The 24,525-nt window shown below is 71.9% G+C and carries 27 protein-coding genes; 17 read left to right on the top strand and 10 right to left on the bottom strand.

The genetic code is table 11. The annotated features are described in order from the left end of the window. Positions 1-648 carry a TrmH family RNA methyltransferase gene (locus RL72_RS06475; RefSeq protein WP_045250002.1) on the bottom strand — a complete coding sequence of 216 codons (648 nt, stop codon included), beginning with the start codon at positions 646-648 and terminating at the stop codon, positions 1-3. Between the two features lie 110 nt (positions 649-758). Between RL72_RS06475 and RL72_RS06470 the strand changes: the two genes are divergently transcribed. Further along, on the top strand, positions 759-2,033 hold the full coding sequence (locus tag RL72_RS06470) for an Nramp family divalent metal transporter (protein ID WP_045250001.1): 1,275 nt from the start codon (positions 759-761) through the stop codon (positions 2,031-2,033). Positions 2,034-2,044: 11 nt separating this feature from the next. Here the strand turns inward: RL72_RS06470 and RL72_RS20605 are convergent, their stop codons facing one another. After that, entirely contained in the window at positions 2,045-2,734 is a 690-nt protein-coding gene (locus tag RL72_RS20605) for a DUF1003 domain-containing protein (protein ID WP_346218187.1), read from the bottom strand. Between the two features lie 169 nt (positions 2,735-2,903). Here RL72_RS20605 and RL72_RS06460 point away from each other — a divergent pair, with 169 nt between their 5' ends. From RL72_RS06460 to RL72_RS20055, 5 genes are all read left to right on the top strand, one after another. After that, the gene (locus RL72_RS06460; RefSeq protein WP_248700399.1) at positions 2,904-3,254 is read left to right on the top strand and encodes a hypothetical protein; all 351 of its coding nucleotides are present in this window, start codon (positions 2,904-2,906) and stop codon (positions 3,252-3,254) included. Between the two features lie 46 nt (positions 3,255-3,300). Beyond that, positions 3,301-3,933, top strand: coding sequence for a metal-dependent transcriptional regulator (locus RL72_RS06455; RefSeq protein ID WP_045250000.1), 633 nt, complete (start codon positions 3,301-3,303; stop codon positions 3,931-3,933). Between the two features lie 163 nt (positions 3,934-4,096). Then, positions 4,097-4,924 (top strand): HAD-IIA family hydrolase, encoded by an 828-nt coding sequence (locus RL72_RS06450; RefSeq protein WP_045249999.1) that lies wholly within the window; start codon positions 4,097-4,099, stop codon positions 4,922-4,924. Positions 4,925-4,927: 3 nt separating this feature from the next. Beyond that, positions 4,928-5,500 carry a YdeI/OmpD-associated family protein gene (locus RL72_RS06445; protein WP_045249998.1) on the top strand — a complete coding sequence of 191 codons (573 nt, stop codon included), beginning with the start codon at positions 4,928-4,930 and terminating at the stop codon, positions 5,498-5,500. Beyond that, positions 5,497-5,661, top strand: a complete 165-nt coding sequence (locus RL72_RS20055) for a hypothetical protein (RefSeq protein ID WP_169748218.1) — start codon at positions 5,497-5,499, stop codon at positions 5,659-5,661. The genes RL72_RS06445 and RL72_RS20055 overlap by 4 nt, the downstream gene beginning before the upstream one ends. Before the next feature lie 62 nt (positions 5,662-5,723). On the opposite strand, the gene RL72_RS06440 is transcribed toward RL72_RS20055, so the two are convergent. Next, positions 5,724-6,641 (bottom strand): ROK family protein, encoded by a 918-nt coding sequence (locus RL72_RS06440; protein WP_045249997.1) that lies wholly within the window; start codon positions 6,639-6,641, stop codon positions 5,724-5,726. Between the two features lie 17 nt (positions 6,642-6,658). Continuing rightward, positions 6,659-7,234 carry an orotate phosphoribosyltransferase gene (pyrE, locus tag RL72_RS06435; RefSeq protein WP_045249996.1) on the bottom strand — a complete coding sequence of 192 codons (576 nt, stop codon included), beginning with the start codon at positions 7,232-7,234 and terminating at the stop codon, positions 6,659-6,661. 252 nt (positions 7,235-7,486) lie between these two features. Between pyrE and RL72_RS06430 the strand changes: the two genes are divergently transcribed. The 3 genes from RL72_RS06430 to RL72_RS06420 all read left to right on the top strand — a co-directional run bounded on the left by RL72_RS06430 (position 7,487) and on the right by RL72_RS06420 (position 10,777). Then, entirely contained in the window at positions 7,487-8,029 is a 543-nt protein-coding gene (locus RL72_RS06430) for a YbhB/YbcL family Raf kinase inhibitor-like protein (RefSeq protein ID WP_045250033.1), read from the top strand. 139 nt (positions 8,030-8,168) lie between these two features. Beyond that, positions 8,169-8,600 (top strand): GlcG/HbpS family heme-binding protein, encoded by a 432-nt coding sequence (locus RL72_RS06425; RefSeq protein WP_045249995.1) that lies wholly within the window; start codon positions 8,169-8,171, stop codon positions 8,598-8,600. Continuing rightward, the gene (locus tag RL72_RS06420) at positions 8,597-10,777 is read left to right on the top strand and encodes a malate synthase G (protein ID WP_045249994.1); all 2,181 of its coding nucleotides are present in this window, start codon (positions 8,597-8,599) and stop codon (positions 10,775-10,777) included. Before RL72_RS06425 ends, RL72_RS06420 begins: the two co-directional genes overlap by 4 nt. 93 nt (positions 10,778-10,870) lie before the next feature. Here the strand turns inward: RL72_RS06420 and RL72_RS19765 are convergent, their stop codons facing one another. Continuing rightward, the gene (locus RL72_RS19765; protein WP_045249993.1) at positions 10,871-11,398 is read right to left on the bottom strand and encodes a DUF6611 family protein; all 528 of its coding nucleotides are present in this window, start codon (positions 11,396-11,398) and stop codon (positions 10,871-10,873) included. A gap of 171 nt (positions 11,399-11,569) precedes the next feature. On the opposite strand from RL72_RS19765, the gene RL72_RS06410 reads away from it, so the two are divergent. The 3 genes from RL72_RS06410 to RL72_RS20405 are packed head-to-tail and all read left to right on the top strand — an operon-like array spanning position 11,570 to position 13,355. Then, positions 11,570-12,415, top strand: coding sequence for an exodeoxyribonuclease III (locus RL72_RS06410; RefSeq protein ID WP_045249992.1), 846 nt, complete (start codon positions 11,570-11,572; stop codon positions 12,413-12,415). Next, complete coding sequence (locus RL72_RS20410; protein WP_248700398.1) at positions 12,412-13,113, top strand: HAD family hydrolase; 702 nt, start codon at positions 12,412-12,414, stop codon at positions 13,111-13,113. Before RL72_RS06410 ends, RL72_RS20410 begins: the two co-directional genes overlap by 4 nt. Continuing rightward, positions 13,047-13,355 (top strand): HAD hydrolase family protein, encoded by a 309-nt coding sequence (locus RL72_RS20405; RefSeq protein WP_248700397.1) that lies wholly within the window; start codon positions 13,047-13,049, stop codon positions 13,353-13,355. The genes RL72_RS20410 and RL72_RS20405 overlap by 67 nt, the downstream gene beginning before the upstream one ends. Before the next feature lie 58 nt (positions 13,356-13,413). On the opposite strand, the gene RL72_RS06400 is transcribed toward RL72_RS20405, so the two are convergent. The 5 genes from RL72_RS06400 to RL72_RS06380 all read right to left on the bottom strand — a co-directional run bounded on the left by RL72_RS06400 (position 13,414) and on the right by RL72_RS06380 (position 18,807). Beyond that, on the bottom strand, positions 13,414-15,465 hold the full coding sequence (locus RL72_RS06400; RefSeq protein ID WP_082072184.1) for a carboxypeptidase-like regulatory domain-containing protein: 2,052 nt from the start codon (positions 15,463-15,465) through the stop codon (positions 13,414-13,416). 278 nt (positions 15,466-15,743) lie between these two features. Then, entirely contained in the window at positions 15,744-16,361 is a 618-nt protein-coding gene (locus RL72_RS06395) for a dihydrofolate reductase family protein (protein ID WP_045249990.1), read from the bottom strand. Positions 16,362-16,420: 59 nt separating this feature from the next. Continuing rightward, the gene (locus RL72_RS06390; RefSeq protein WP_045249989.1) at positions 16,421-17,101 is read right to left on the bottom strand and encodes a winged helix-turn-helix transcriptional regulator; all 681 of its coding nucleotides are present in this window, start codon (positions 17,099-17,101) and stop codon (positions 16,421-16,423) included. Positions 17,102-17,119: 18 nt separating this feature from the next. Beyond that, positions 17,120-17,551: a VOC family protein gene (locus tag RL72_RS06385; protein ID WP_248700402.1), complete on the bottom strand. Its 432-nt coding sequence runs from the start codon at positions 17,549-17,551 to the stop codon at positions 17,120-17,122. Between the two features lie 89 nt (positions 17,552-17,640). Further along, positions 17,641-18,807, bottom strand: a complete 1,167-nt coding sequence (locus tag RL72_RS06380) for an MFS transporter (RefSeq protein ID WP_045249987.1) — start codon at positions 18,805-18,807, stop codon at positions 17,641-17,643. Between the two features lie 72 nt (positions 18,808-18,879). Between RL72_RS06380 and RL72_RS06375 the strand changes: the two genes are divergently transcribed. The 5 genes from RL72_RS06375 to RL72_RS06355 all read left to right on the top strand — a co-directional run bounded on the left by RL72_RS06375 (position 18,880) and on the right by RL72_RS06355 (position 24,375). After that, positions 18,880-20,181 carry a sensor histidine kinase gene (locus RL72_RS06375; RefSeq protein WP_045249986.1) on the top strand — a complete coding sequence of 434 codons (1,302 nt, stop codon included), beginning with the start codon at positions 18,880-18,882 and terminating at the stop codon, positions 20,179-20,181. After that, positions 20,178-20,897, top strand: a complete 720-nt coding sequence (locus RL72_RS06370; RefSeq protein WP_045249985.1) for a response regulator — start codon at positions 20,178-20,180, stop codon at positions 20,895-20,897. Before RL72_RS06375 ends, RL72_RS06370 begins: the two co-directional genes overlap by 4 nt. Before the next feature lie 74 nt (positions 20,898-20,971). After that, a complete protein-coding gene (locus RL72_RS06365; RefSeq protein WP_045249984.1) occupies positions 20,972-22,180 on the top strand; it encodes a benzoate/H(+) symporter BenE family transporter in 1,209 nt (402 codons plus the stop codon). A 204-nt stretch (positions 22,181-22,384) separates the two neighbouring features. Further along, entirely contained in the window at positions 22,385-23,269 is an 885-nt protein-coding gene (locus RL72_RS06360) for an ABC transporter ATP-binding protein (RefSeq protein WP_045250032.1), read from the top strand. Continuing rightward, positions 23,266-24,375 (top strand): ABC transporter permease, encoded by a 1,110-nt coding sequence (locus RL72_RS06355; RefSeq protein WP_045249983.1) that lies wholly within the window; start codon positions 23,266-23,268, stop codon positions 24,373-24,375. Before RL72_RS06360 ends, RL72_RS06355 begins: the two co-directional genes overlap by 4 nt. Positions 24,376-24,525 lie beyond the last annotated feature (150 nt).

Below are 24,525 nucleotides of genomic sequence, written 5' to 3'. Positions count from 1 at the left end.
TCAGCTCGCGTGCCGTCGGCACCACTCGTACATGATGATCGCCGCCGCCGCACCGGCGTTGATGGACCGGGTGGATCCGTACTGCGTGATCTCGACATGACCCGAGGCCGCGGCGAGGGCGTCCTCCGACAGCCCGGGACCCTCCGCGCCGAACAGCAGCACGCAGCGCTCCGGCAGCTCCGCCTGGTCGACAGGAACGGCGCCGTCGAGGTTGTCGACCGCGATGACGGGGATCCGCTCCGCCCGCGCCCACTCGGCGAAGGCGGTCACCGTCTCGTGGTGGACGACGTGCTGGTAGCGATCCGTGACCATGGCACCGCGGCGATTCCAGCGGCGCCGACCGATGATGTGCACGGTGTCGGCGAGGAAGGCGTTGGCGCTGCGCACGATCGAGCCGATGTTCATGTCGTGCTGCCAGTTCTCGATGGCGACGTGGAAGCCGTGCCGCCGGGCGTCCAGGTCGGCGACGATCGACTCCATCCGCCAGTAGCGGTAGCGGTCGACGACGTTGCGCCGGTCGCCGTGCGCGAGCAGTTCCGGGTCGAAGCGGTCATCCGCGGGCCACTCCCCCTCCCAAGGGCCGACGCCGTGCGCGGGGGCGGGCTCGTCGGCCGTCTCAGGATGGTGGCGCGCGTCGGGATCCTGCATGCCGCCAGCGTATCCGGCACCATCGGGCGCCTCTGCCGGAGCAGGTGCCCAGCCGGGATATTTCGGTGCGCCTAAAAATGGGATAGGTTTTCGGTGTGCCGAAAACTTCCGTGACCGTCGCTCCCCAGCGCCAGGGACTGCCCGCCTCCGCGCGCGGCGCCGCCCTGCTCGGGCCGGCGCTGGTCGCGGGCGTCGCGTACGTGGATCCGGGAAACGTCGCGAGCAACATGACGGCCGGCGCCGGCTACGGCCACCTGCTGGTGTGGGTCGTCGTCGTCGCCAACGTGATCGCATGGCTCGTGCAGTACCTGTCCGCGAAGCTCGGCGTCGTCACCGGCCGCAGCCTGCCCGAACTGCTCGGCGACCGTCTGCAGCACCGTGTCGCGCGGCGCGCCTACTGGCTGCAGGCCGAGCTCGTCGCGATGGCGACCGACATCGCCGAGGTCATCGGAGGCGCCGTCGCGCTGCAGCTGCTGTTCGGCCTGCCCCTCCTCCTCGGCGGCCTGATCACCGGCGCCGTGTCGATGGTGCTTCTGGCGATCCAGGGACGACGCGGCGCACGCCCCTTCGAGTTCGTCGTGATCGGGCTCCTCGCCGTCGTCACCGTCGGCTTCCTGGCAGGCCTGGTGGTGGCTCCACCGGATCCCTCCGCGGCACTCGGCGGGCTGACCCCGCGATTCACCGACTCCGGATCCGTACTGCTGGCGGCGTCGATCCTGGGTGCGACGATCATGCCCCACGCGATCTACGCCCACTCCGCCCTCGCCCGCGACCGCTTCGGCACGGCGCCCGTGCACCCCGGCGGAGACCCGGAGCCGTCGACACGCACCCCGATCGCCCGGCTGCTCACCGCCACCCGATGGGACGTCACCCTGGCGATGATCGTCGCCGGTGCCGTGAATCTCGGCATGCTGCTGCTCGCCGCGACCACTCTCCCGGGCGTCGACGGCACCGATTCGCTCGAGGGCGCACACGCCGCGATCAGCGCTCAGCTCGGCCCGCTCATCGGAACCCTGTTCGCGGTCGGTCTGCTCGCCTCGGGCCTCGCATCGACGGCGGTGGGGGCGTATGCGGGCGCCGAGATCATGCACGGGCTGCTGCGGGTGCGCATCGCGATGCCTCTACGGCGTCTGATCACGCTGGTCCCCGCGCTGCTCATCCTCGGGCTCGGCGTCGATCCGACGTTCGCGCTCGTGCTCAGTCAGGTCGCGCTCTCGTTCGGCATCCCCTTCGCCCTCATCCCGCTCGTCGCCCTCACCGCCCGCCGACGCACGCTCGGGCGCTATGCGAACCGGCCCTGGACCACCGTCGCCGGGATCATCGCGGCGGTCCTGCTCATCGCGCTCAACGCGGTGCTGCTGTGGCTGCTGCTGACCGGCGCCTGAGCGCGCGGCCGCTACGGCCCGTCGGGGGCGTAGCGGCCGCGCGATGCCCCCTCCTGCTCGCCGGCCTGTGAAGCGATCTCCTCCTGCGCCCGCGCCTCCGCGCGGGACTCGGCTTCCGACTCGGCCGCCCGTGCCGTCGCCGTGGCCGCCTCGACCTCGGTCGCGACGGCGCGCGGATCGAGGGCGCGCGGATCGGCCTGTCGCCCGTCCGGCTCGTTCCGGGCGGGCGCGTCGGCCGTCGCCGGGACCAGCGCTCGCGCGATCCCCTGCAGCTCGGCGATCATCTCGAGCTGCCGCCGGTTGATCTCCAGCAGTGCCTCGATGTCGATCTTGGCCGCGACGTTCGTGTCGAAGTCATGCTGCGCGAGCGCCGCCGTGATGGCGTCCTGCCGTTTGGCCGCGATCAGCAGGATCGCGCCCTGCAGGCCCGCCAGCATGCTGAGGAACAGGTTCAGCAGGATGAACGGGTAGGGATCCCAGGTGGTCGCGCGCAGGGAGTTGAGCATCCACCACGTGCCCATGAACAGGACGAATCCGCCGACGAAGACCCAGCTGCCCATCCCGTTGCGGAGCCGATCCGCCGCACGCTCGCCGAGCGTGAGACGCTCCCGCGCCCGCTCGTGCCAGGTGCTGTCGGGCAGCGGCCGGGCACTCGCCGACGGCAGCCGCTCGAGGAACGCGTTGAGATTCTCGATCGACATGACCTGCTCCTCGCATGATGGTCGCACGCATGCCCGCGGCGCCGCGGGCTCGGGTCCAGTCTCCTCCGCCGAACGCCCGCCGGACGGGATCTCTCGGGGATGACGAGATCCACCGGATGGACGATCCCGGCCGCAGGGCGCGCACAGGCGCCGCGGGTAGGCTCGGAGCATGGCCCGATCCCGCCGCCCGTCCGCCGCGCAGCGCGCCGCCGAGAAGGCCGAAGCGCAGGCCTCGGCCCGTCGCGCGGTGCAGATCTGCACCTGGGCCTCGCTCGTCACGGCCGCGCTCGGGATCCTGCTCGTCGCGGTTCCGAAGCTGATGCCGGTCGGCAGCCCGTGGGTGCAGCTCGCACTCGGGGCGCTCACGCTCATCCTCGCGTTCCGCGCCCGCGCGATCGGGATGCGCGGCGTCGAGGGCTTCGACGGGCGCCTGTCGCTGCTGGGCGCGTTCGCGGGCTTCATCGTGATGTTCTTCGCCGGCCAGGCCGCGTTCTCCGTGCTGTCCTCGCTCGGGCACTGACCTGCGCCGGATCCTGCTCGTGCGGCCCGCACCCTAAGCTGGATCCGTGGCATCCCCCGCGGCCGACGACTACCTGAAGACGGTGTACGCGCACACCGAATGGCAGCCGGCGCCGATCACCCCGTCGCAGCTGGCGGCCAAGCTCGGCATCGCGCCGTCGAGCGTCACCGAGATGGTGAAGAAGCTCGCCGCCGCCGGCCTCGTCTCGCACGTGCCCTACGGCGCCGTGCGCCTGACCGAGGACGGCGAGCAGCGCGCGCTCGCGATCATCCGACGGCACCGTCTCATCGAGACCTGGCTCGTCCGCGAGTTCGACTACGCCTGGGACGAGGTGCACGACGAGGCCGAGGTGTTGGAGCACACCATCAGCGACCGCCTGCTCGAGGGGATCGACGCCCGTCTGGGCCGCCCGCGCTTCGACCCGCACGGCGACGCGATCCCCGATGCGGACGGCCGCATCGACCGCGAGCCGTTCGTGCTTCTCGCCGATGCCGCCGCCGGCCACGAGGGCAGGGTGCTGCGCGTGGACGACCGGGATCCCGAACTGCTGCGGTCGCTGGAATCCGCCGGGCTGGTGATCGGCGGTGACGTCGTCGTGACCGCCCGAGGACTCCGCATCGCGGGCGCCGACGTGGAGCTCCCGCCGGACGGCGGCGACGCGGTCTGGCTCTCGGCCTGACCGCGCACGCATGCCCGGCGACCGCCTTCAGGACGAGACCCGCGTGATGGCGTGATCACGGCCGGTTCGAACCCCTGCGCCGCGAAACCGTCCTGAGCACGAGACGCCGCCCGATCCACCCGGTCGTCATCCTCCCGTAACGCGGCGGCTCTAGGCTGGGCGCATGGCACAACGCGACGACATCGAATGCTGGCTCACCGACATGGACGGTGTGCTCGTGCACGAGAACGACGCCATCCCCGGAGCGTCCGAGCTGCTCGCCAACTGGGAGCGCAACGGCATCCCCTACCTGGTGCTGACGAACAACTCGATCTTCACCGCGCGGGACCTCTCCGCACGCCTGCGCACGAGCGGGCTGAACGTGCCGGAGGAGCGGATCTGGACCTCCGCGCTTGCCACCGCCGACTTCCTGCAGCAGCAGCTCCCTGGCGGATCCGCGTTCGTGATCGGCGAGGCCGGCATCCTCACGGCGCTGCATGACGCGGGCTTCATCATGACCGAGACGGCCCCCGACTTCGTCGTGGTCGGCGAGACGCGCAACTACTCGTTCGAGGCGATCACCAAGGCGATCCGCCTGATCAACGACGGCGCACGGTTCATCGTCACCAACCCGGATGCGACGGGCCCGAGCGCGGACGGGCCGCTGCCCGCCACCGGCGCGATCGCGGCGCTCATCACCAAGGCGACCGGCAAGGACCCGTACGTCGTCGGCAAGCCCAACCCGATGATGTTCCGCTCGGCGCTCAACAAGATCGGCGCCCACTCCAAGCGCACCGGCATGATCGGCGACCGCATGGACACCGACGTGGTCGCGGGCATCGAGGCGGGACTGCACACGGTGCTCGTGCTCACCGGGATCAGCGACACGGCGGAGATCGAGAAGTACCCGTTCCGCCCGGACGAGGTGGTGCAGTCGGTCGCCGACCTGCTCCCGCGCATCACGGAGACCATCCGCACGATCCCGCAGAAGGCGTCCAAGCCGAAGGGCTGACCCATGGGCGCACTCGACGAGGGCGAGCGGGTCGTCGCCGCGGACGCCGCCGCCTGGCGCGCGTGGCTCGCGGAGAACCACGCGACGGCGACCGGCGCCTGGCTGGTGCGGCCGCGGCCCGGCAACGACGACGTGCACGTCCCGTATGAGGACGCGATCCTGCAGGCGCTGTGCTTCGGCTGGATCGACGGCCCGGTGCGCAGCTTCGACGACCGCATCGGCGGGCTGTGGTTCGCCCCGCGCCGCGCGTCGAGCGGCTGGGCGGCGACGAACAAGGCCCGGATCGCGCTGCTCGAGGAGGCCGGCCTGCTCGAGGCGGCCGGCATCCGCGCGATCGAGGTCGCGAAGGCGAACGGCGCGTGGACGGTGCTCGACGGCCCGGAGGCCGGCATCGAGCCGGATGACCTCACGGCCGCTCTGGATGCGTCCCCCGCGGGCCGCGCCGGGTGGGACGCGTTCCCGCCGTCGGCGAAGAAGCTCGGCCTCACGCAGATCGCGATGGCGAAGCGGCCCGAGACCAGGGCCGCGCGCATCGCGAAGATCGTGGCCGACGCCGCCGAGGGGAAGCGGCCATGAGCACGAACCCGATCCTCTGGGTGGCGCTCGTGATCGCCCTCGGAACCCTCACCGCCTGGATCGTGCAGTTCGTGCGGAACCGCCGCGGGGGCTCCGCGCGCGACCGCGGCGCGTGGTGGGAGGGCCCGTGGGACGAGGACGATCCGCCGCGGGAGCGCTGAAGCGCTGAGCACGGGGACCGCGACGCGCCGGGGTCAGGAGCTCGTCGCCCGAACCGGGCCCGTCAGCGCAGCACGAGCGCGGCGGCTCCGATGAGCGGCCCCTCGTCGCCGAGGCCCGACCGCACGACGCGCGTGCGTCGGGAGTAGTCGTGCGCGGCGGTCGCGGTGAGCGCCGCCTGAACGAGCTCGATGTAGTCGCCGGAGACGCGGGAGAACCCGCCGCCGATCGCGACGACCTCCAGATCCACGAGCGTCGAGGCGTCGGCGAGGGCCGCGCCGACCGTGCGCGCGGACCGTTCGATCGCGGCGCGCGCGATCGGGTCCCCGGCCGCAGCGTCCTTCGCCAGGTCCTCGCCCTGCTGCCCGGTCCATCCCTGCGTGCGGGCCCAGGCCACGCTCGCAGGCCCGGAGGCGACCTGCTCGACCGTGAGCTCGGGCGTCGCGTGCACCTGGCCGAGGTGGCCGGCGTTCCCGGACGCGCCGGGGAGGTAGCGGCCGTCGACGACGAAGCCGCCGCCGACACCGGTCGACACGACGATCGACAGCGACGCCGCGGCACCGCGGGTCGCCCCGAGCCACGACTCGGCGAGCGCCAGGCAGCCGCCGTCGTGCGCGAGCACCGTGGGCACCGGCGCCCCGACCGCCGCGGCCGCGCCGTCGCGCACCGCGCTGCGCAGGTCGAACCCGTGCGCCTGCGGCATGTTCACGGGGACGATGGTGCCCTGTTCGCGATCGATCGGGCCGGCGCTGCCGATGCCCGCGCCGATCAGCTCGTCCTCGGATCCGAGGCCGCGGAGCGCGTGCGTCACGACCTCCTCGATCGCGGCGCGCAACGAGGCGAAGGTCGCATCGGGACCGGTGGCACGCCGGCTGCGGGTGCCGTCGACGACGCTCCCGTCGGCACGCACCAGCGCGGCCTCGAGCTTGGTGCCGCCGACGTCGACGGCCAGGGCGACGCGACGGTCTTCGGATCCGGTCATGGGCGCGGCTGCGGTCGTCACTGCGGGGCGAGTCCGAGGTCGTCGAGGTCGATCGCGGCGAGCCACTGCAGCCCTGCCGCCTCGACCGCGGCCTGGGCGCCGGTCTTGCGGTCGACGATCGAGATCACGGCGACCGGCTCGGCGCCGGCCGCGCGCAGCACCTCGACGGCCTTGAGCGGGGACCCGCCCGTGGTCGACGTGTCCTCGACCACGACCACGCGCTTGCCGGCGACGTCGGCGCCCTCGATCTGACGGCCGCGGCCGTGGTCCTTCGGCTCCTTGCGCACCACGAAGGCGTCGACCGGGGCGCCCGCGCGCACCGACTCGTGCATCACGGCGTTGGCGATGGGGTCGGCGCCGAGCGTGAGACCGCCGACGGCGGCGATGTCCCCGAGGCCCTGCATCAGATCCAGCACGATGCGGCCGATCGCAGGCGCGGCGCGGTGATCCAGTGTCAGGCGCCGCATGTCGACGTAGTAGGTCGCCTTCTTGCCGCTGGCGAGGGTGAAGTCGCCGTGGAACACCGCCTCGTCCTTGATGAGAGCGATGAGGGCCTGGCGGTCGGCTTCGAGTTCGGGGGTGCTGAGCGTCACGGCTCAAGTCTAGGGTCGCCGCTCGCGACACAGCGCAGGGGAATCGGGCCCGTCCGTCCGAGATCCGCAGCAGCACGCCGCATGTTCCTGCGTTGCGTCCGATCAGGGCCGATCCTCCGGCCGGTTCGGGGCCGGATCGGGGCCAGTCGGGGCAGGATCCGGCGACCGGATCCTGGCCGCGCAGCGCGGATCGATGCGAGGATGGCGGGGTATGCGGCGGCTCCCGCGTCCGCCGCGACCGAGGAGGATCGCATGCTCGACGTCGACACGTACGCCGCCCTCGCCCGGCTCAAGCCGGTGCCTCCGCTGGAGCTCTCCAGCCCCGACTTCGATGCGGACGGGCCGCTGCCGGTCTGGGCCTGGTCGGAGTCGCGCGGCGGGGATGACCGCTCCCCCGGCCTGGTGTGGGGCGAGCCCCCGGCGGGCACCAAGAGCTTCGCCCTGTCGGTCTACGACCCTGACGCCCCGACCGGATCCGGCTTCTGGCACTGGGCGGTCGCGAACCTCCCGGCCGACGTGCGCTCGCTGCCCGCAGGCGCCGGCGACGGCGAGCCCGGGTCGCTCCCGCCGCAGGCCGTCACGCTCCCGAACGAGGCGCGCCTGCCGCGCTACATCGGCGCGGCTCCGCCCGCCGGCACGGGCGTTCACCGCTACGTGATCACGGTCGACGCGCTCGACATCGAGGAGATCGACCTCGACGGGCACGAGACGCCGGCCTACCTCGGCTTCAACCGGCATTTCCACGTGCTCGCACGGGGGATCCTGGTCGGCACCGCGGATCCCGCCGAGCGCTGAAGCCGAGCGCTGAACAGGTCTCCCGCGGATCCTCCCGGCCATCTTCACTTTCAACATGTGGAACTCAATCTTCACATTGTGATAATCTCCTCGCGAAGGTAATCTCGACATCGAGATAAATCACGCCGAGGAGACGCCGATGTCCACGCACCGACAGACCGTCACGATCACCTACGAGACGGCCGCACGAGCCGTCGCGCTGGCGCTCGAGATCGGCGCCGAGCGCGGCCTCCCCACCGTCGCCGCGGTCGCGGATCCGTCGATGACGCTCATCGCCTACGGCATGGCCGACGGCTCCACGCCGCACAGCGCCGAGACCTCCCAGCGCAAGGCCAAGAGCAGCGCCTCGATCCGCCGCCGCACCGGACAGATCGCCGAGGCCCTCGCCGCGACGCTGCCGCTCGGCACGGGCGGCACCATGACCACGATCGACGGGGGCGTGCCGATCTTCTTCGGCGAGCACCACGTCGGCGGCCTCGGCATCGCCGGCGGTCCGCCCGCACTCGACGCGGAGATCGCCCTGGAAACCCTGAAGCGCCTCGGCGCTCGCACAGAAGGAATGGAACTATGACCTCGTACCTCACCCGCGCAGACCTGTCGGTCGCCGCGCCGATCGTCGAGTTCGCTGAAGCGTCGCTTGCCGATTCCGGTCGCGACGCCACGGCGTTCTGGGCGGGCGTGAGCGAGATCGTGCACGACCTCGTGCCGCGCAACGCCGCGCTGCTCGCACGCCGCGACGAGCTGCAGCAGCAGATCGACGAGTATCACCGGAAGAACCCGGGACAGCCGGATCCGGCCGCCTACCGGGCGTTCCTGACCGAGATCGGCTACCTCGTGCCCGTGCCGGAGGACGTCGCCGTCACCACCGAGGACGTCGACCCCGAGATCGCCACCATGGCGGGGCCGCAGCTGGTGGTGCCGTTGCTGAACGCGCGCTTCGCCCTGAACGCCGCGAACGCGCGCTGGGGCTCGCTGTACGACGCGCTCTACGGCACCGACGCCATCGAGCGCACCGGTGAGCTCGCCCCCGGCAAGGACTTCAACCCGGCGCGTGCCGCGGCCGTCGTCGCGTTCGGCCGCGAGTTCCTCGACGAGATCGCCCCGCTCGCCGACGGCTCGCACCGCGACGCCACCGGATACCGCGTGGACGCGGACGGCCTCGTGGTCGCGACGGCCTCCGGCGACCGTCGCCTCGCCGACCCCGCGCGCTTCGTCGGCTACACCGGCGACGCCCAGGCGCCCGACACGGTGCTGCTCGTGCACAACGGGCTGCACGCCGAGATCCTGGTCGACCGCTCCGGCGCCATCGGCCGCACCGACGCCGCGGGCGTGCAGGACATCATCCTGGAGTCCGCGCTCACCGCGATCCTCGACCTCGAGGACTCGGTCGCCGCGGTCGACGGAGACGACAAGGCGCTCGGCTACCGCAACTGGCGCGGCTTCATGGACGGCACCCTCACCGAGACGGTGACCAAGGGCGGCCGCACCTTCACCCGCGCGCTGAACCCGGACCGCACCTACCGCACCGCCGACGGCGGCGAGGTGACCCTTCCCGGCCGCGCGGTGCTGTTCGTCCGCAACGTCGGCCACCTCATGCGCACCCCCGCCGTGCTCGACCGCCACGGCGACGAGGTCTTCGAGGGGATCCTCGATGCGATCATGACCGCCCTCGGATCCCTTCCCGAGCTGGAGGGCTCGCGCGCGGGCACCAACTCGCGCACCGGATCCATGTACATCGTGAAGCCGAAGATGCACGGCCCCGAGGAGGTCGCGTTCGCCGCCGAGCTGTTCGGCCGCGTCGAGCAGCTGCTGGGCCTGCCCGCCGGCACCATGAAGGTCGGGATCATGGACGAGGAGCGCCGCACGTCGGCGAACCTCGCCGCCTCGATCGCTGCCGCGAGCGACCGCGTCGTGTTCATCAACACCGGCTTCCTCGACCGCACCGGCGACGAGATCCACACCTCCCTGCATGCCGGCCCCTTCCTGCCGAAAGCCGGCATCAAGGCGCAGCCGTTCATGCAGGCGTACGAGGACCGCAACGTCGCCATCGGCGTCGCGAGCGGCCTCAGCGGACGCGCGCAGATCGGCAAGGGCATGTGGGCCGAGCCCGACCTCATGCACGCCATGCTGCAGAAGAAGATCGCGCATCCGCTGTCCGGGGCGTCGACGGCCTGGGTCCCGTCACCCACGGCCGCCACCTTGCACGCCCTGCACTATCACCGGGTCGACGCGTTCGCGGCGCGCGCGGCGCTGCCACCTGTGGACGACAGCGCCCTGGAGCGGCTGCTGGTGCCGCCGCTCGCGGATCCCGCTGCGCTCACGCCCGAGGTCGTCGCGACCGAGGTCGACAACAACGTGCAGTCGATCCTCGGCTACGTGGTGCGCTGGATCGATCAGGGGATCGGCGTCTCGAAGGTGCCGGACATCCACGACGTCGGACTCATGGAGGACCGCGCCACGCTGCGCATCTCGAGCCAGCTGCTCGCGAACTGGCTGCAGCACGGCGTGATCACCGAGGAGCAGGTCGACGACAGCCTGCGCCGGCTCGCCCCCGTCGTCGACGCGCAGAACGCCGGCGACCCGAACTACGAGCCGCTCGCGTTCGCGGAGGGTGAGCAGCCGGGCATCGCGTTCACCGCGGCCCGTCGCCTGATCACCGAGGGCGCCGCCCAGCCCAGCGGCTACACCGAGCCGCTGCTGCACGGCCTGCGCCGCGAGAAGAAGGCGGAGCAGGCCGCGCGCGGCTGACCCGGATCCTGCCCGTTTTCGAAGCGCGCACCTGGCGGCATCCGCACTCTGGATGCAGCCAGGTGCGCGCTCTGAATGCCGGCATCGCGCCGGTCAGGACAGGGCGTGCGCGTAGGCGGCGCGCCAGATGCGTTCGAAGGCGGGCCCGTCCAGGTCGCCTGCGCGATAGGCGGCGCTGGCTCCCAGCAGCGAGTCGGCGATCGCGTCGAGGCGGCGCTGAGCCGCCCTGCCCTCGTCGTCGGGGCGGAGGCCGGAGCAGCACGCCGAGACCGTCGCGGCGGCGTGGCGCACGGCGCGCGTGCGGCGGGCGAGGACGATCCCGACAGGGAGGGTGACCGCCGCGATCACCACCAGTGCCGCCAGGGGCGGGATCCCGGCCGCCGCGCAGCCGATCCAGACGAGGAGTCCGCCGCCGAACGCGAAGACGCCGTATCCGCGGGCGAGCTCGGCCCAGCGCCGTTCGATCTCCGGAGAGTCGGGCGCATAGATGACGAGCGTGCTGGAGACGACGCCGTACCGGCTGACGGAGCGCGACAGGTGACCCCAGTGAGGGCGCGGCCGTCGCAGGGCCGGCGGGACGGGGTGATGCGGCGACGGCAGGGACCGCTGTTCGATGACCATGGATCCACCGTGCGCCGCATTCCGAGCCGCGGCGTACGTCCCTACGGAATCCGAACGGCTCGGAGCCGGATCCCTGCGCTTCCCGAACGCCGCCGCGGGCAGGTGCCGGTCAGTCCCGTCCGGGGAGCTTCCGGGGCCGGCGGTGTCCTCGGCCGCCCGTAGGCTGGATCCATGCGCCTGGCCACCTGGAACGTCAACTCCATCCGCACCCGTGTCGCCCGCACCGTCGAGTTCGCCGTGCGCGAGGACATCGATGTGCTCGCGATGCAGGAGATCAAGTGCAAGCCGGAGCAGTTCCCGTACGCTCCCTTCGAGGAGGCCGGCTATCACGTCGAGGTGCACGGCCTGAACCAGTGGAACGGCGTCGCGATCGCGAGCCGCGAGCCGATGACCGACGTGCGCACCGCGTTCGACGGCATGCCCGGGTTCGCCAAGGGCCATGAGGGTCCCGACGCGCCGCAGGAGGCGCGGGCGATCGGCGCGATCGTCAACGGCGTGCGCGTGTGGAGCCTGTACGTGCCGAACGGCCGCTCGCTCGACGACCCGCACCTCGCCTACAAGCTGCACTGGCTCGAAGCGCTGCGCACCGCGACGGCCGCCGAGCTCGCGGCGAAGCCGGGCCTCCCGCTCGCGCTCGTCGGCGACTTCAACATCATCCCGTTCGACCACGACAACGGGGATCCGGACATCGTCGTCGGCAAGTCCACGCATGTCTCCCCCGAGGAACGCGCCGCATTCTTCGCACTGGAGTCGGCGGGCGTGCAGGACGTCGTGCGGCCGCTGCTGCCCGAGGGCTACACCTACTGGGACTACCAGCGGCTCAAGTTCCCGCGCAACGAGGGGATCCGGATCGACTTCGTGCTGGGATCCACGCCCTTCGCCGATGCGGTGAAGGGCGCCTCGATCCACCGCGAGGAGCGCAAGGGCGAACAGCCGAGCGACCACGTGCCGGTGGTCGTCGACCTCGAGCTCGGCGCGGCCGACGAGGACGACGACCTGCCGATGATCTTCGCGTGAACTCGGCGGATCCCCGCCCCCCGGGGTCGTTGAGCGACGAGACCGAAGGCGACCCCACCCCGGGGTCGTTGAGCGAGGACGCCGAAGGCGACCGAGACGAAACGCGGTCCCCTGCGGAACCCGCAGGCCACCGGATCCGCCTGATCGCGACCGACCTCGACGGCACCCTCCTCGACCCGTCCGGGCACGTCACCGCCCGCACCCGTGCGGCGCTCGACACCGCACGAGCCGCGGGCATCGTCGTGGTGCCGGTCACCGCCCGCCAGCCGATCGGGCTGCGCGCGATCGCGGCCGAGGCGGGGTTCGAGGGCTGGGCGCTGTGCGGCAACGGCGCGTACGGCATCCGCCTCGGCACGCACGAGCTGCTGTTCGCGTCGGAGATCGCGGTGCCCGTGCAGCAGCGCATCGCGCGGGAGCTCGGCGAGCGGATCCCGGATCTGCTGTTCGCGAGCGTGCGCGAGGGCGGCGAGGTCTTCGTCGCGCAGGAGAGGTACGCCGCCGTCGCGACCCTCAGCGATCACAAGCGCGACCCGCGCACGATGGGTGCCGTACCGCTCGCCGAGGTGCTCTCGGCACCGAGCCTCAAGCTCGTGATCCGGCACGCGACGATCTCCCGGCGGAGATCTTCGCCGTGCTGGGCACCCTGGATCAGACCGGCTTCGCGGCGACGCTGTCCGGCGCGCCGTTCGTCGAGGTGATGGCCGAGGGCGTCACGAAGGCCACCGGCCTCGCGCAGCTGTGCGCCGCGCTCGGCATCGATCGCAGCGAGGTGCTCGCCTTCGGCGACGCGCTCAACGACGTCGAGATGCTGCGCTGGTCGGGCCGCGGCGTCGCCATGGCGAACGCCGAGCCCGAAGCGCGGGCCGCCGCCGACGAACTCACCCTGTCGAACGCCGAGGACGGTGTCGCGCTCATGCTGGAGCGTGTGCTCGCGGGTTGATCCTCCGCGGGCGCCCCGTGGCCGAAGCCGACGAGGCGCCCGCGGAGGATCGAACCGGTCAGGCCTGCTGACGACGACGGATCCGCACCAGCACCGCTCCCGCGAGCAGCAGGAGAGCAGCGAGTCCCATCTCTCCGAACGGGACCTCCGATCCCGTTGCGGCGAGCTGCGCAGCGCTGGAAGTGCCGGCGCCCGAAGGACTCGCCGCGCCGCCGGTCGCGCCGCCGGTCGAGCCGGTTCCGGTGCCACCTGGGACCGTCAGCGCCGCGCTGCCGGTGAGCGTCGACATCGCTCCCGTGAGCACGATCTGGTGCTCACCCGCGGCGACGTCCGGCGGAAGCGTCACGGTGGTGTCGACGGTGCCGTCGGCGCCCGCCGTGACGGATGCGAGCAGCACGGGCACGGAGTGGAGCTCGATCTTCACCGGATCACGGGGCGCGAAACCCGACGCCGTCACATGGACGGTCTCTCCGGGATGCGCCGTCCCGGAGGACAGTGCGACTTTCGCAGTGAGCGAGGACAGATCGAAGTCGATGCCGGTCGTATCGGCGTCCCCGGAGAGCACGACCGGGGTCGCTTCGGCTGCGGTAGCAGCATGGGAGTAATACTGCGGCGCCACCGCCCAGGCGAAGCCCTCCGTGCCCTCGACGTGCACCGTGTACGTGCCCGGGGCGATCGTCAGAGTGTAAGTGCCGTCAGGATGGACGTAGCTCATCCCGGCGAACCGCCCGTCCGACTCGGCGATCACCGCGATGCTCGAGGAACGCCCGCGCAGATCCGTCGATCCGTCGAGGAGCACGGTGCCACGGATCACCCGGGTCGCGTCGAGACGGGCGTCGATGCCGGTGACCTGCGAGCCCTCCGCCAGCGTGACCGGCGTCGCGTCCTGCGCGCTGGTCGCACCGCTCCACCACTGGGACACGAACGCCTGGTAAGGGTCGCGGAACTCGACCGTGTACTGGCCCGGCGCAGCGGAGATCCGATAAGCGCCCATGTCATCGGTCGTGGCCCAGTAGTACCCACCGGCACCGCTCGCGGTCACTGAGATGCCCGCCACTGGTGCGCCGTCGGACGCGCGCGTCACGGTGCCGCTGATCTGCGCGGGGAGGGACTGCAGCGCGGCGTCGATACCGCTGACCGTCTGACCGGCGACGACGGTGACGGCCGTCGCCGCGGCCGCGGTCGCGGCACCGGCCCAGTACTGCGGGACCAGGCTCGGATCGTTGGAAGAGAATTTGACCTTGTAGTCCCCGGGGCGGATCCCCTCGATCCGATAGGTGCCGTCCGGGGAGAGAACTCCCTGTGCGACGGAATTGCCGTTCGCGTCCAAGACGGCGACCCAGCCGTTGGCCACGACGGAACCGTCGGAGGCCTTCGTGACCACACCCTGGACGGACCCGCCCGCCGTGAGCACGGCGTCGATGCCGGTGACCGCGCCACCGGCCGCCACAGGCACCCGTGTCGCGGAGAAGTAGTCGGCCGCATCGTTCCAGTACTCGCCGACCAGTCCGTCCCAGGTGGTCGAGAAGTTCACGACGTAGGAATCTGCCGGGAGCCCCTGGATCGTGTATGCGCCCGAGCTATCGGTGATCGCGCTGCTGAATCCGCCGCCGAGGCCACTTGCGGCGGCACTGACGGGTTCACCCACGACGGGGGTGCCGTCCTCGCGCGTGACCACGCCACTGATGGTCCCCCCGCTGCTGAGTGCTGCATCGATCCCGGTCGCCACGACACCGTCCTGCACGTAGACGACGGCAGCCTGGAAGTAGCTCGTCGCGTTGTTCCAGTACTCGCTGATGTACGAGGTCCCGAGCGTCAAGAAATGCACGCGATGCGCGCCCGGCTGAAGCCCGTCGATGCGATACGAGCCATCGGGTCCGGTCGTGGCACCGGCGATCGAGGACGCGTCGTCGTTCTGCGCCTGGACGAAGATGCCCGCGATCGGGGAGCCATCCGCTTCGTTGGTGACGACACCCGCGATCGAACCACCGGTGGCCGCGAGCGTATCCGCCGCAGCCGCCGCCCCCACTCCCGTGAACATCAGCGCCGCGGCGATCAGCGCTGTGAGAGCGCCTTTCCACCGTCGACGCGTGGACACACCTGCAGACATCCTGGTCCCCCCGTCGGGTCGTCGCCCGCCCCCTTCATCGGGCGCAGGCGGAGCCTGAAGAACCAGGCGTCGATGCAATCTATCGTCACAGGATTCTCTCAGGAAAGAGGAAGATCCGTCGAGATCCGCGCCCGGACATGGGAACAGCCGCACTCCCCAGAGTGCGGCTGTTCAGTCAACGTCCCCACGCGTTACGAGGACTGTAGTTTCCGCCGAGACGACGGGACAGAGGCGTTCGCGATATTCCGGTCACGAATCGGAAACGGCCCTGCCGGTGGTCACATCGTGCCGGTCTCCACCTCGCCCGGCGCCGGCGCGTAGCGCAGCAGAAGGGTGCCGCCGTCGCCGGACTCCGCGTGCACGAGACGCAGGTTGTGCGGGACCGCGCCGTCTGGGAACACTTTCTTCCCCTGGCCGAGCACGATCGGGTACACCCACAGCTGGAGCTCGTCGTAGAGCTGCTGATCGAGCAAGGTGTGCACGAAATCGACGCTGCCGATCACGTGCACGTCCTGGTGCTTCTCGCGCAGGGCGGCGAGCTCGGCCGGCAGGTCGTCGCCGACCCTGCTGCTGCCCTGCCAGTCGAGCTGGATCCCGGCGTCCCGCGAGGCGACGTACTTCGGCACCCGGTCGAAGAGCTGCCCGATCGGCCCCTCCGGCCCGGTCGTGTGCTGCGGCCAGTAGCCGGCGAAGATGTCGTACGTGCGCCGGCCCAGCAGCAGCGCGTCGAGAGTCTCCATCCCCGCCATCACGCTGCCCATGACGGCCTCGCTCGGCAGCGGCGCCTGCCACCCGCCGAAGCGGAATCCGTCCGACGGATCCTCCTCCGGGCCGCCCGGAGCCTGGGCGACGCCGTCGAGCGTGGTGAACAGGTCGATGATGATGCGTCCGGTCATGATGTCCTCTTCCTTGGGAATCCGGTTCGGTCGTTCGTCCTTCAGCGCCCACGGCGACGCTACGCCGCGAGCCGGTCGATGTGAAAGGTGCGGGCGAAGACGTCCAGGATCCGCTCGTCGCCGCGCACGACCGCGACCAGATCCTGCGCGACAGCCTCCGCCGGGGTGACGTCGCCCGCGATGAGGTGACGGATGCCGGGCCCGGCGACCAGGATCCCCTCCGCATCGCCGGCGGGCAGCGCTCCTCCGACGGGCGGGGCGGGCGGCGCGAGCTGCGCGACGCGGAGCGCGCCGTCGCGGACGATCACGCGCAGAGCGACATCGCCCACGTGCAGTTCCACGTCGAGGCGCGCGGCGCGGTCCGGGCGGAACGACGTCCGCAGCGCCATGGTGAGCGAATCCGGGGACACCACATCGCCTTCGCCCGGATCCCCCATCGCCTGGAAGCCCCACCTGCCGAGCGCCAGCACGATCGGCTCCAGCGCCTGCCCATAGGGCGTGAGCTCGTAGACGAGACCGCTGCCGTGCAGGGGCGCCCGGCGCACCACCCCGCCCTCCTGCAGCTCCTTGAGCCGCGAGGACAGGATGTTCGTCGGGATGCGCGGCAGACCCTGCTTCAGATCCGTGTACCGGCGCGGCCCCACCAGCAGGTCGCGCACGATGAGCAGCGCCCAGCGCTCTCCGATCAGCTCCACCGCCGTCGTGACGCCGCAGTACTGGCCGTAGCTGCGCGCGGCCATGTCAGAACCGCTTCCGCATCACGCGGTCGTCGCCTGCGCGGCCGGCTCCTGCTCGGCACCGCCGGGGACCATGTACAGGAAGCCGAGGGAGTTGCCGTCGGGGTCGTCCAGATCGCGCGAGTACATGAAGCCGTAGTCCTGCGCGGGCTGGGGCTCGGTGCCGCCCGCCGCGAGTCCCTTCGCGATCACGGCATCGACCTCGTCACGGGAGTCGAGGGCGAACGACGCCGAGGTCTGCAGCGTGACCCTCGGATCCGCGATCGGCTTCTCCGTGAAGGTGGCGAAGAACTCGCGCGTGATCATCATGAAGAAGATGTTGTCGTCCCACACCACGCAGACGCCGTTCTCATCGGACATCTCGGGATTGATCGTGCAGCCGAGCGCCGTGTAGAAGGCCTTGGAGCGCTCGAGGTCGGTGACGGGCAGGCTGATGAAGACGGTGGCCACGATGACTCCTCTGTCGCGGACCCGGATCGGATCCGATGCGTCAAGCTTGCTTTTTGCAAGTTCGCTTGTCAAGAGCAAGTCCAGGCCCGGACTCAGCCCTCGTCCGGAACCCGCCGGAGCCCGAGGCCGGCGAGGATCCCCGCACCGGCGGTCAGGCCCCCGATCACGACGAGCCCGATGCCGGGGACGGTCGCGGTCGCCACGGCGCCGGCGATGAGCGGCCCGCCGGCGTCCCCCAGCTCCCGGCCGAGCTCGGCGGATCCCATCGTGCGCCCCATGCGATCCGGCGGCGTCGACGACGCCAGGTGCGCGAAGGCCAGGGGCGTCGCGAGTCCCACCCCGGCACCCGCGAGCACGGCGGCGACCACGAGTGCGCCGACGACCGACCACAGCCCCGCGAGCAGCATGCCCGCGGCGAGCAGCGCCAGGCCGCCCACCGCGCCCGCCCGGATCCGGAGGCGTCCGCGATCGTGCAGGGATCCGGCCCACGGCTGCACGACGCTGCTGACGATCGCCAGCACGGTGACGAGCGCCATGCTGCCGACCGTGCCCATGCCCGTCTGGCGGCCCAGCAGCGGCAGGAAGCCGACGGCCACCGCGAGACCGCCGGTGGTCGCGGCCAGCACGAGGGTGGGCACCAGGAACCCGGGGGCGGCGAGCTCGCGCACCAGATCGGCGACGGTCACGCGCTTGCGCGGCAGCACCGGCACCGCCGGCACGCCGAATCGCACCCAGGCCGCGGCGACGAGGGCCACCGCGGCGAGCGCCCAGAACAGCGCGGGCAGCCCCGCCCACACCACGAGACCGGCGCCGACCAGCGGGCCGAGCGCGTAGCCGAGCCCCTTCCAGGATCCGTAGCGGCCGAAGTAGCGTCCGCGCGACGCGTCGTCGGCGAGCCGGGCGACGGCGGCGGACGACGCGGGCGAGAACGCCGACGCGGCGGCGCCCTGGCCGAAGCGCGCCACGACGAGCCCGATCGTCCCCGGCACCAGGGCGCCGACCACGGAGAACGCAGCGAAGCCGAGCAGACCCGCGACGATCACGGGACGTACGCCGATCCGGTCGCTGAGAGCGCCGAACACCGGCTTCAGCAGCACCTCGGCCAGGTCGTACAGCGCGAGGGTGAACCCGAACGCGAGCAGGGTCCAGCCGATGTCCTCGGTCTCGGCGCCCAGCGCGGCGGCGATCCCGTGAGCGCCGAACGCCGTCGTGAACCCCGCGAGGTACAGCGGAGCGAGGCGAGGGCGCGGCGAGGTCACGCCTCAGTCTCGCACCGCGCGTCCGTCGCACGGGGGATGCCGTCCGCGCGGGCACCGCCCTACGGTGGAGGGATGCCGTTCACCCGCACTCCGACGCCGCGCGAGCTCCGGCAGGACCTGCTCCTCGCCGCGGTCCTGCTGGTGGGCGGGATCCTCAGCGCCGGCCTGTCGTCGCTCGCGAAGGTCTACGGCAGCGAGCAGGGCCCGCTGTGGACGGCGATCCCGTACGTGGTCGTGATCTCGGCGGCCATCGCCCTGCGCCGCCGCTGGCCGGGCCCTGTCGCCGTGGTCGTCTCGCTCGCGTTCGTCGTGGCGACCTCGCTGAAGGTCCCCGAGATCTACGCCGGCAACATCGCCATGTTCATCGCGCTGTACACCGTGGGCGCCTGGATGAACGCCCGCCGGAGCGCGTTCTTCGTGCGCGTCGGGATCATGGTCGTGATGGCCGCGTGGCTGGTCGTCGAGATGTACCGGCAGGCGATCGACCAGGCCGCGAAGGCCGACGTCGTCGCGGGGATGTTCTCCCCGCTCGTCGCGTTCCTCATGCTCCAGGTGCTGCTGAACGTGCTCTACTTCGGCGGCGCGTACTACTTCGGCGAGCGCAGCTGGAGCGCCGCCCGGCAGCGTGCCGCCCTCGAGCAGCGCACGGAGGAGCTGGAGCGGGAGCGCGCGCTGAGCGCCGCCCAGGCCGTCGCACTGGATCGCGTGCGCATCGCCCGTGAGCTGCACGATGTCGTCGCGCACCACGTCTCGGTCATGGGGGTGCAGGCGGGAGCGGCCCGGATGATGATCCCGCAGGATCCGCAGGCGGCCACCGAGATCGTCGCGGGGATCGAGACCTCCGCGCGGGACGCGATCCGCGACTTCCGCCAGCTGCTCGACACGCTGCGCGCCCCGGGTGACAGCGAGGACGTCTCCTCGACCGTCGACATCGGCGACATCGCCGAGCTGGCGGCCGCCTCGACGTCCGCCGGACTCCCCACGCGCCTGCAGGTGATCGGCGACCCCGTGCCCGTGCCGCGCGTGACCGCGGTCAACCTGTACCGGATCGCGCAGGAGTCGCTCACGAACGCACGCCGTCACGCCGGTCCCGACGCCGAGGCGGACGTGCGGATCCGATACGAGCCGGGTTCGGTCGAACTGGAGGTCGTGAACACCGGACGGGTCGTCACCGGGCTGCGCCCCGGCCTGGGGCAGCTCGGCATGCGCGAGCGTGCGACGGCCTCGGGCGGAACGATCGAACTGGTCCCCCGTCCGGCCGGCGGCTTCCGCGTGCGCGCCACGCTGCCCGTGACGTCGGCGTCGGCGTCGGCCTACGCGCTCGCCGACGCGCCCGCGGGCTCTGCGCCGCGCCGCGGGACGGAGGACGCATGAACGCCCCGATCCGTGTGCTGATCGTCGACGACCACGCGATGCTCCGAGCCGGCTTCCGCACGATCCTGGATCTGCAGCCCGACATCTCGGTGGTGGGCGAGGCGTCGACCGGCGCGGAAGCCGTGACGCTCGCCGGATCCCTCCTCCCCGACGTCATCACGATGGACGTGCAGATGCCCGACATGGACGGGATCGCGGCCACGCGGATGATCCGCGCCGACGAGCGGATCCGCGCCTCGATCGCGATCGTGACGACGTTCGACCGGGACGACTACCTGTTCGACGCGCTCGATGCGGGCGCGAGCGGGTTCCTGCTCAAGAACGCGGGGCCCGAGGAGCTCGTGGCGGCGGTGCGCGCGCTGGCCGCGGGCGACGGCATGCTCGCCCCCGAGGTGACGCGGCGGGTGCTGCAGCGCTTCGCGGCCGCGTCCGCATCCGCCGTCGTCCCGAGCGCAGAGGCCGCGGCATCGCGGACGGCGGTGGTGACGACCGGATCCGTCGCGCTTCCCAGCGCCGACCTGCCGGAACCGCTGACCGATCGCGAGGGCGAGGTGCTGCGCCTGGTCGCCGAGGCGTGGAGCAACGCCGAGATCGCTGCGGAGCTGTTCATCGGAGAGGCGACGGTGAAGACGCACGTCTCGCGCATCCTGCAGAAGCTGGGAGCCAGGGACCGCGTGCAGGCCGTCGTGCTCGCACACCGGCTCGGGCTCGCGTAGCCCGCTCCCGGGCGTGCACGCAGCCCGCTCCTGGGCGTGCGCGGAGCCTCGCCGCCGGCCGATAGCCTCTCCTCATGGCCGAAACCGCGAGCCCGCCGATCCCCCGAACGCCGCTGTCCCGCCCGATCATGGCGGGAGTCGTCACCGCGCTGGTCGGGTTCACGAGCTCGTTCGCGGTGGTCCTCACCGGGCTCGCCGCGGTCGGCGCGAGCCACGCGCAGGCGGCGAGCGGGCTGCTCGCGCTCAGCCTCACGATGGGCGTCGCCTGCATCGTGCTGGCCTGGCGCTACCGCATGCCGATCACCGCGGCCTGGTCGACGCCGGGTGCCGCGCTCCTCGCCGCTTCTGGGGCGGCGGGCGCGGGCGCGATCGAGGGCGGCTGGCCGGCCGCGGTCGGCGCGTTCCTCATCGTGGCAGCGCTCATCCTGCTCACCGCCCTCGTGCCGCAGCTCGGGGCGCTGATCGCCGCGATCCCGCCGTCGATCGCGCAGGCGATGCTGGCCGGCGTGCTGCTGCCGCTCTGCCTCGCCCCGATCACCGGGCTCGCGAAGAACCCGTGGGGCGTGATCCCGGTGGTGCTGACCTGGCTCGTGTTCGCCCGGCTGGCGCCCCGCTGGGCCGTGCCCCTGGCGTTCCTCGCGGCCACGGTCGTGATCGTCATCGGGATCGCGACGGGCGGGGCGCACGTCGACCCCGCCGCCCTGCTGCCCCGCGTCGAGCTGACGATGCCGACGTTCACGGTCGGATCCCTGGTCGGCATCGCACTGCCGCTGTTCATCGTGACCATGGCGTCGCAGAACGTGCCCGGCGTGGCCGTCATGCGCAGCTTCGGCTACGAGGTGCCATGGCGACCGGCGATGCTCGTGACCGGCCTCGGCAGCGCGCTGGGCGCGCCGGCGGGCGGTCACGCGATCAACCTCGCCGCGATCAGCGCGGCCCTCGCGGCGGCCCCCGACGCGGAGCCGGATCCGAAGCGCCGCTGGATCGCGGGCGTCTCCACCGGGGTCTCGTACCTGGTGCTCGGCGGCTGCTCGGCCGCATTCGCGGCGCTCGTGGTGCTCGCGCCCGCCGCCGTGATCCCGGCCGTCGCCGGACTCGCCCTGTTCGGCGCGTTCGGATCCGCGGTGCAGCAGGCGATCGACGACCCCGGCGAGCGCACCCCGGCCGTGGTGACGTTCCTCGTCGCCGCGAGCGGCATGGCGTTCTGGGGCGTGAGCGCGGCCTTCTGGGCGCTGCTCGCAGGCCTGCTCGTGCGCGGCGCGCTGCACCTCGGCAGGCGCTGAGCGGATCAGGCGGGACTCGCCGCGGCGTCCGCCGCGGGCCGGACCCGGATCCGCGATCCGGATCCGTCTTCGGGGGGATGTCGCGGCATCGGCACCCTGGTTAGCGTGGGGCGTGCGCCGCAACGAGCGGACGCCGAGGGAACGGAGAGAGACGAAGTGACCACAGTGCTTCCTCAGAGCGGGGCCGCGACCACGGCCACCGGACTGCTCGAGCTGCAGGGCCTCACCAAGAGCTACGGTGTGCGCCGGGTGCTCGAAGACGTCTCCTTCCGCGTCGCGCCCGGCCGCCTCACCGGCTTCGTCGGCGGCAACGGCGCGGGCAAGACCACGACCATGCGGATCGTGCTGGGCGTGCTCGCCGCCGACGCCGGAACCGTGCGCCTCGGCGGCCACGACGTCGCGGCCGCCGACCGCCGCCGCTTCGGCTACATGCCGGAGGAGCGCGGCCTCTACCCGAAGATGAAGGTGCTGGAGCAGGTCGCGTACCTGGCCCGCCTGCACGGCTTCGGCAAGGCCGAGGCGACCGCGCGCGGCGAGGCGCTGCTGACCGAGCTGGGCCTCGGCGAGCGCCTGCACGACACGATCGAGTCGCTCTCCCTCGGCAACCAGCAGCGCGCGCAGATCGCGGCCGCCCTCGTGCACGACCCCGAGGTGCTGATCCTCGACGAGCCCTTCTCGGGCCTGGACCCCCTCGCCGTCGACGTGGTGGCCGGCGTGCTGCAGTCGCGCGCCGCGCGCGGCGCCTCGATCCTGTTCTCCTCCCACCAGCTCGACGTGGTGGAGCGCCTGTGCGACGACCTCGTCATCATCGCGGGCGGCACGATCCGCGCCGCGGGGTCGCGCGAGGAGCTCCGCGCCCAGCACTCCGCGCCCCGCTACGAGCTCGTCTCCGACGCCGACGCCGGCTGGATCCGCTCCGAGCCGGGCATCACGGTCGTCGACTTCGAGCGCGGCACGGCCGTCTTCGACGCGGCCACCCCGGAGGACGCCCAGCGCGTGCTCCGCACCGCCCTCGGGCACGGCATCGTGCACGCCTTCACCCCGCAGCATCCGTCCCTCGCCCAGATCTTCAAGGAGGTCATCCAGTGAGCACCACGACCGCGCGCGACTCCGGAGCCCTGTCGACCGGCAACGGCATCCTGCTCGTCGCCGAGCGCGAGATCGGATCCAAGCTGCGCAGCAAGGCCTTCCTGATCTCCACCGGGATCCTGCTGCTCATCGCCCTCGCCGGGGTGCTGATCGGCGGCTTCATGAGCAAGAACACCTCGGAGACCAAGATCGCGGTGACGGCGGAGACGGCACAGGCGGTGCACGGGCTTCCCGGCCTGAAGGCGATCGAGGCCGCCGACGCGACCGCGGCCGAGAAGCTGGTCCGCGACGGCTCGGTCGAGGCGGCTCTCATCCCCGCGCCCGGCGATGCGGCGTTCGGCTTCGAGATCGTGGCGCTCAAGGACGCCCCCAGCGGTCTGCAAGGCCTGTTCGCGAAGACGCCGAAGGTCACCATCCTCGAACCGGACACGACCAACCCCCTGCTGCGCTACCTGGTGGCGATCGGCTTCGGGGTGGTCTTCCTGATGGCCGCCTCGACCTTCGGCGCGACCATGGCGCAGAGCGTCGTGGAGGAGAAGTCCACGCGCGTGGTGGAGCTGCTGCTCGCCGCGATCCCGGCGCGGGTGCTGCTGGCCGGCAAGGTGCTCGGCAACACGGTGCTGGCGATGGCGCAGATCCTCGCGCTCGCGGCGATCGCCGTCGTCGGGCTCATCGTGACCGGGCAGAACGCGGTGCTGGAGGGCCTCGGCTCCCCGCTCGTGTGGTTCGCCGTGTTCTTCCTGTTCGGCTTCGTGCTGCTGGCGTCGCTGTTCGCCGCGGCTGCCGCACTCGTCTCACGCCAGGAGGACATCGGATCCACGACCATGCCCATCACGATGCTCGTGATGGCGCCGTACATCCTCGTGATCATCTTCAACGACAACCCGCTGGTGATGACGATCCTGTCGTACATCCCGTTCTCGGCGCCGGTCGCGATGCCCGTGCGGCTGTTCGTGGGCGAGGCGCAGTGGTGGGAGCCCCTGGTGTCGCTGGTGATCCTGCTCGCGGCGTGCGTGGCCGCGATCCTGGTCGCCGCGAAGATCTACGAGAACTCCCTGCTGCGCATGGGGGCGCGCGTGAAGCTGTCCGAGGCCCTCAAGGGCTGACGCCTTCGCGCCGCGAGACCGCATCCCGTCGCCGACGCGGATGCGGTCTCGTGCTGTGCGGTCACGGATCCGGATCGGCGGCGAGGAATATTCACGCGCATGGATTGTTGGGGTGAGCAACGGACGACGGGGTCCGGACCCGCAACCATC

This window comes from Microbacterium azadirachtae, assembly GCF_000956545.1.
GTDB classification, from domain to species: domain Bacteria; phylum Actinomycetota; class Actinomycetes; order Actinomycetales; family Microbacteriaceae; genus Microbacterium; species Microbacterium azadirachtae.
This window is presented reverse-complemented; position numbering and strand designations above follow the sequence as displayed.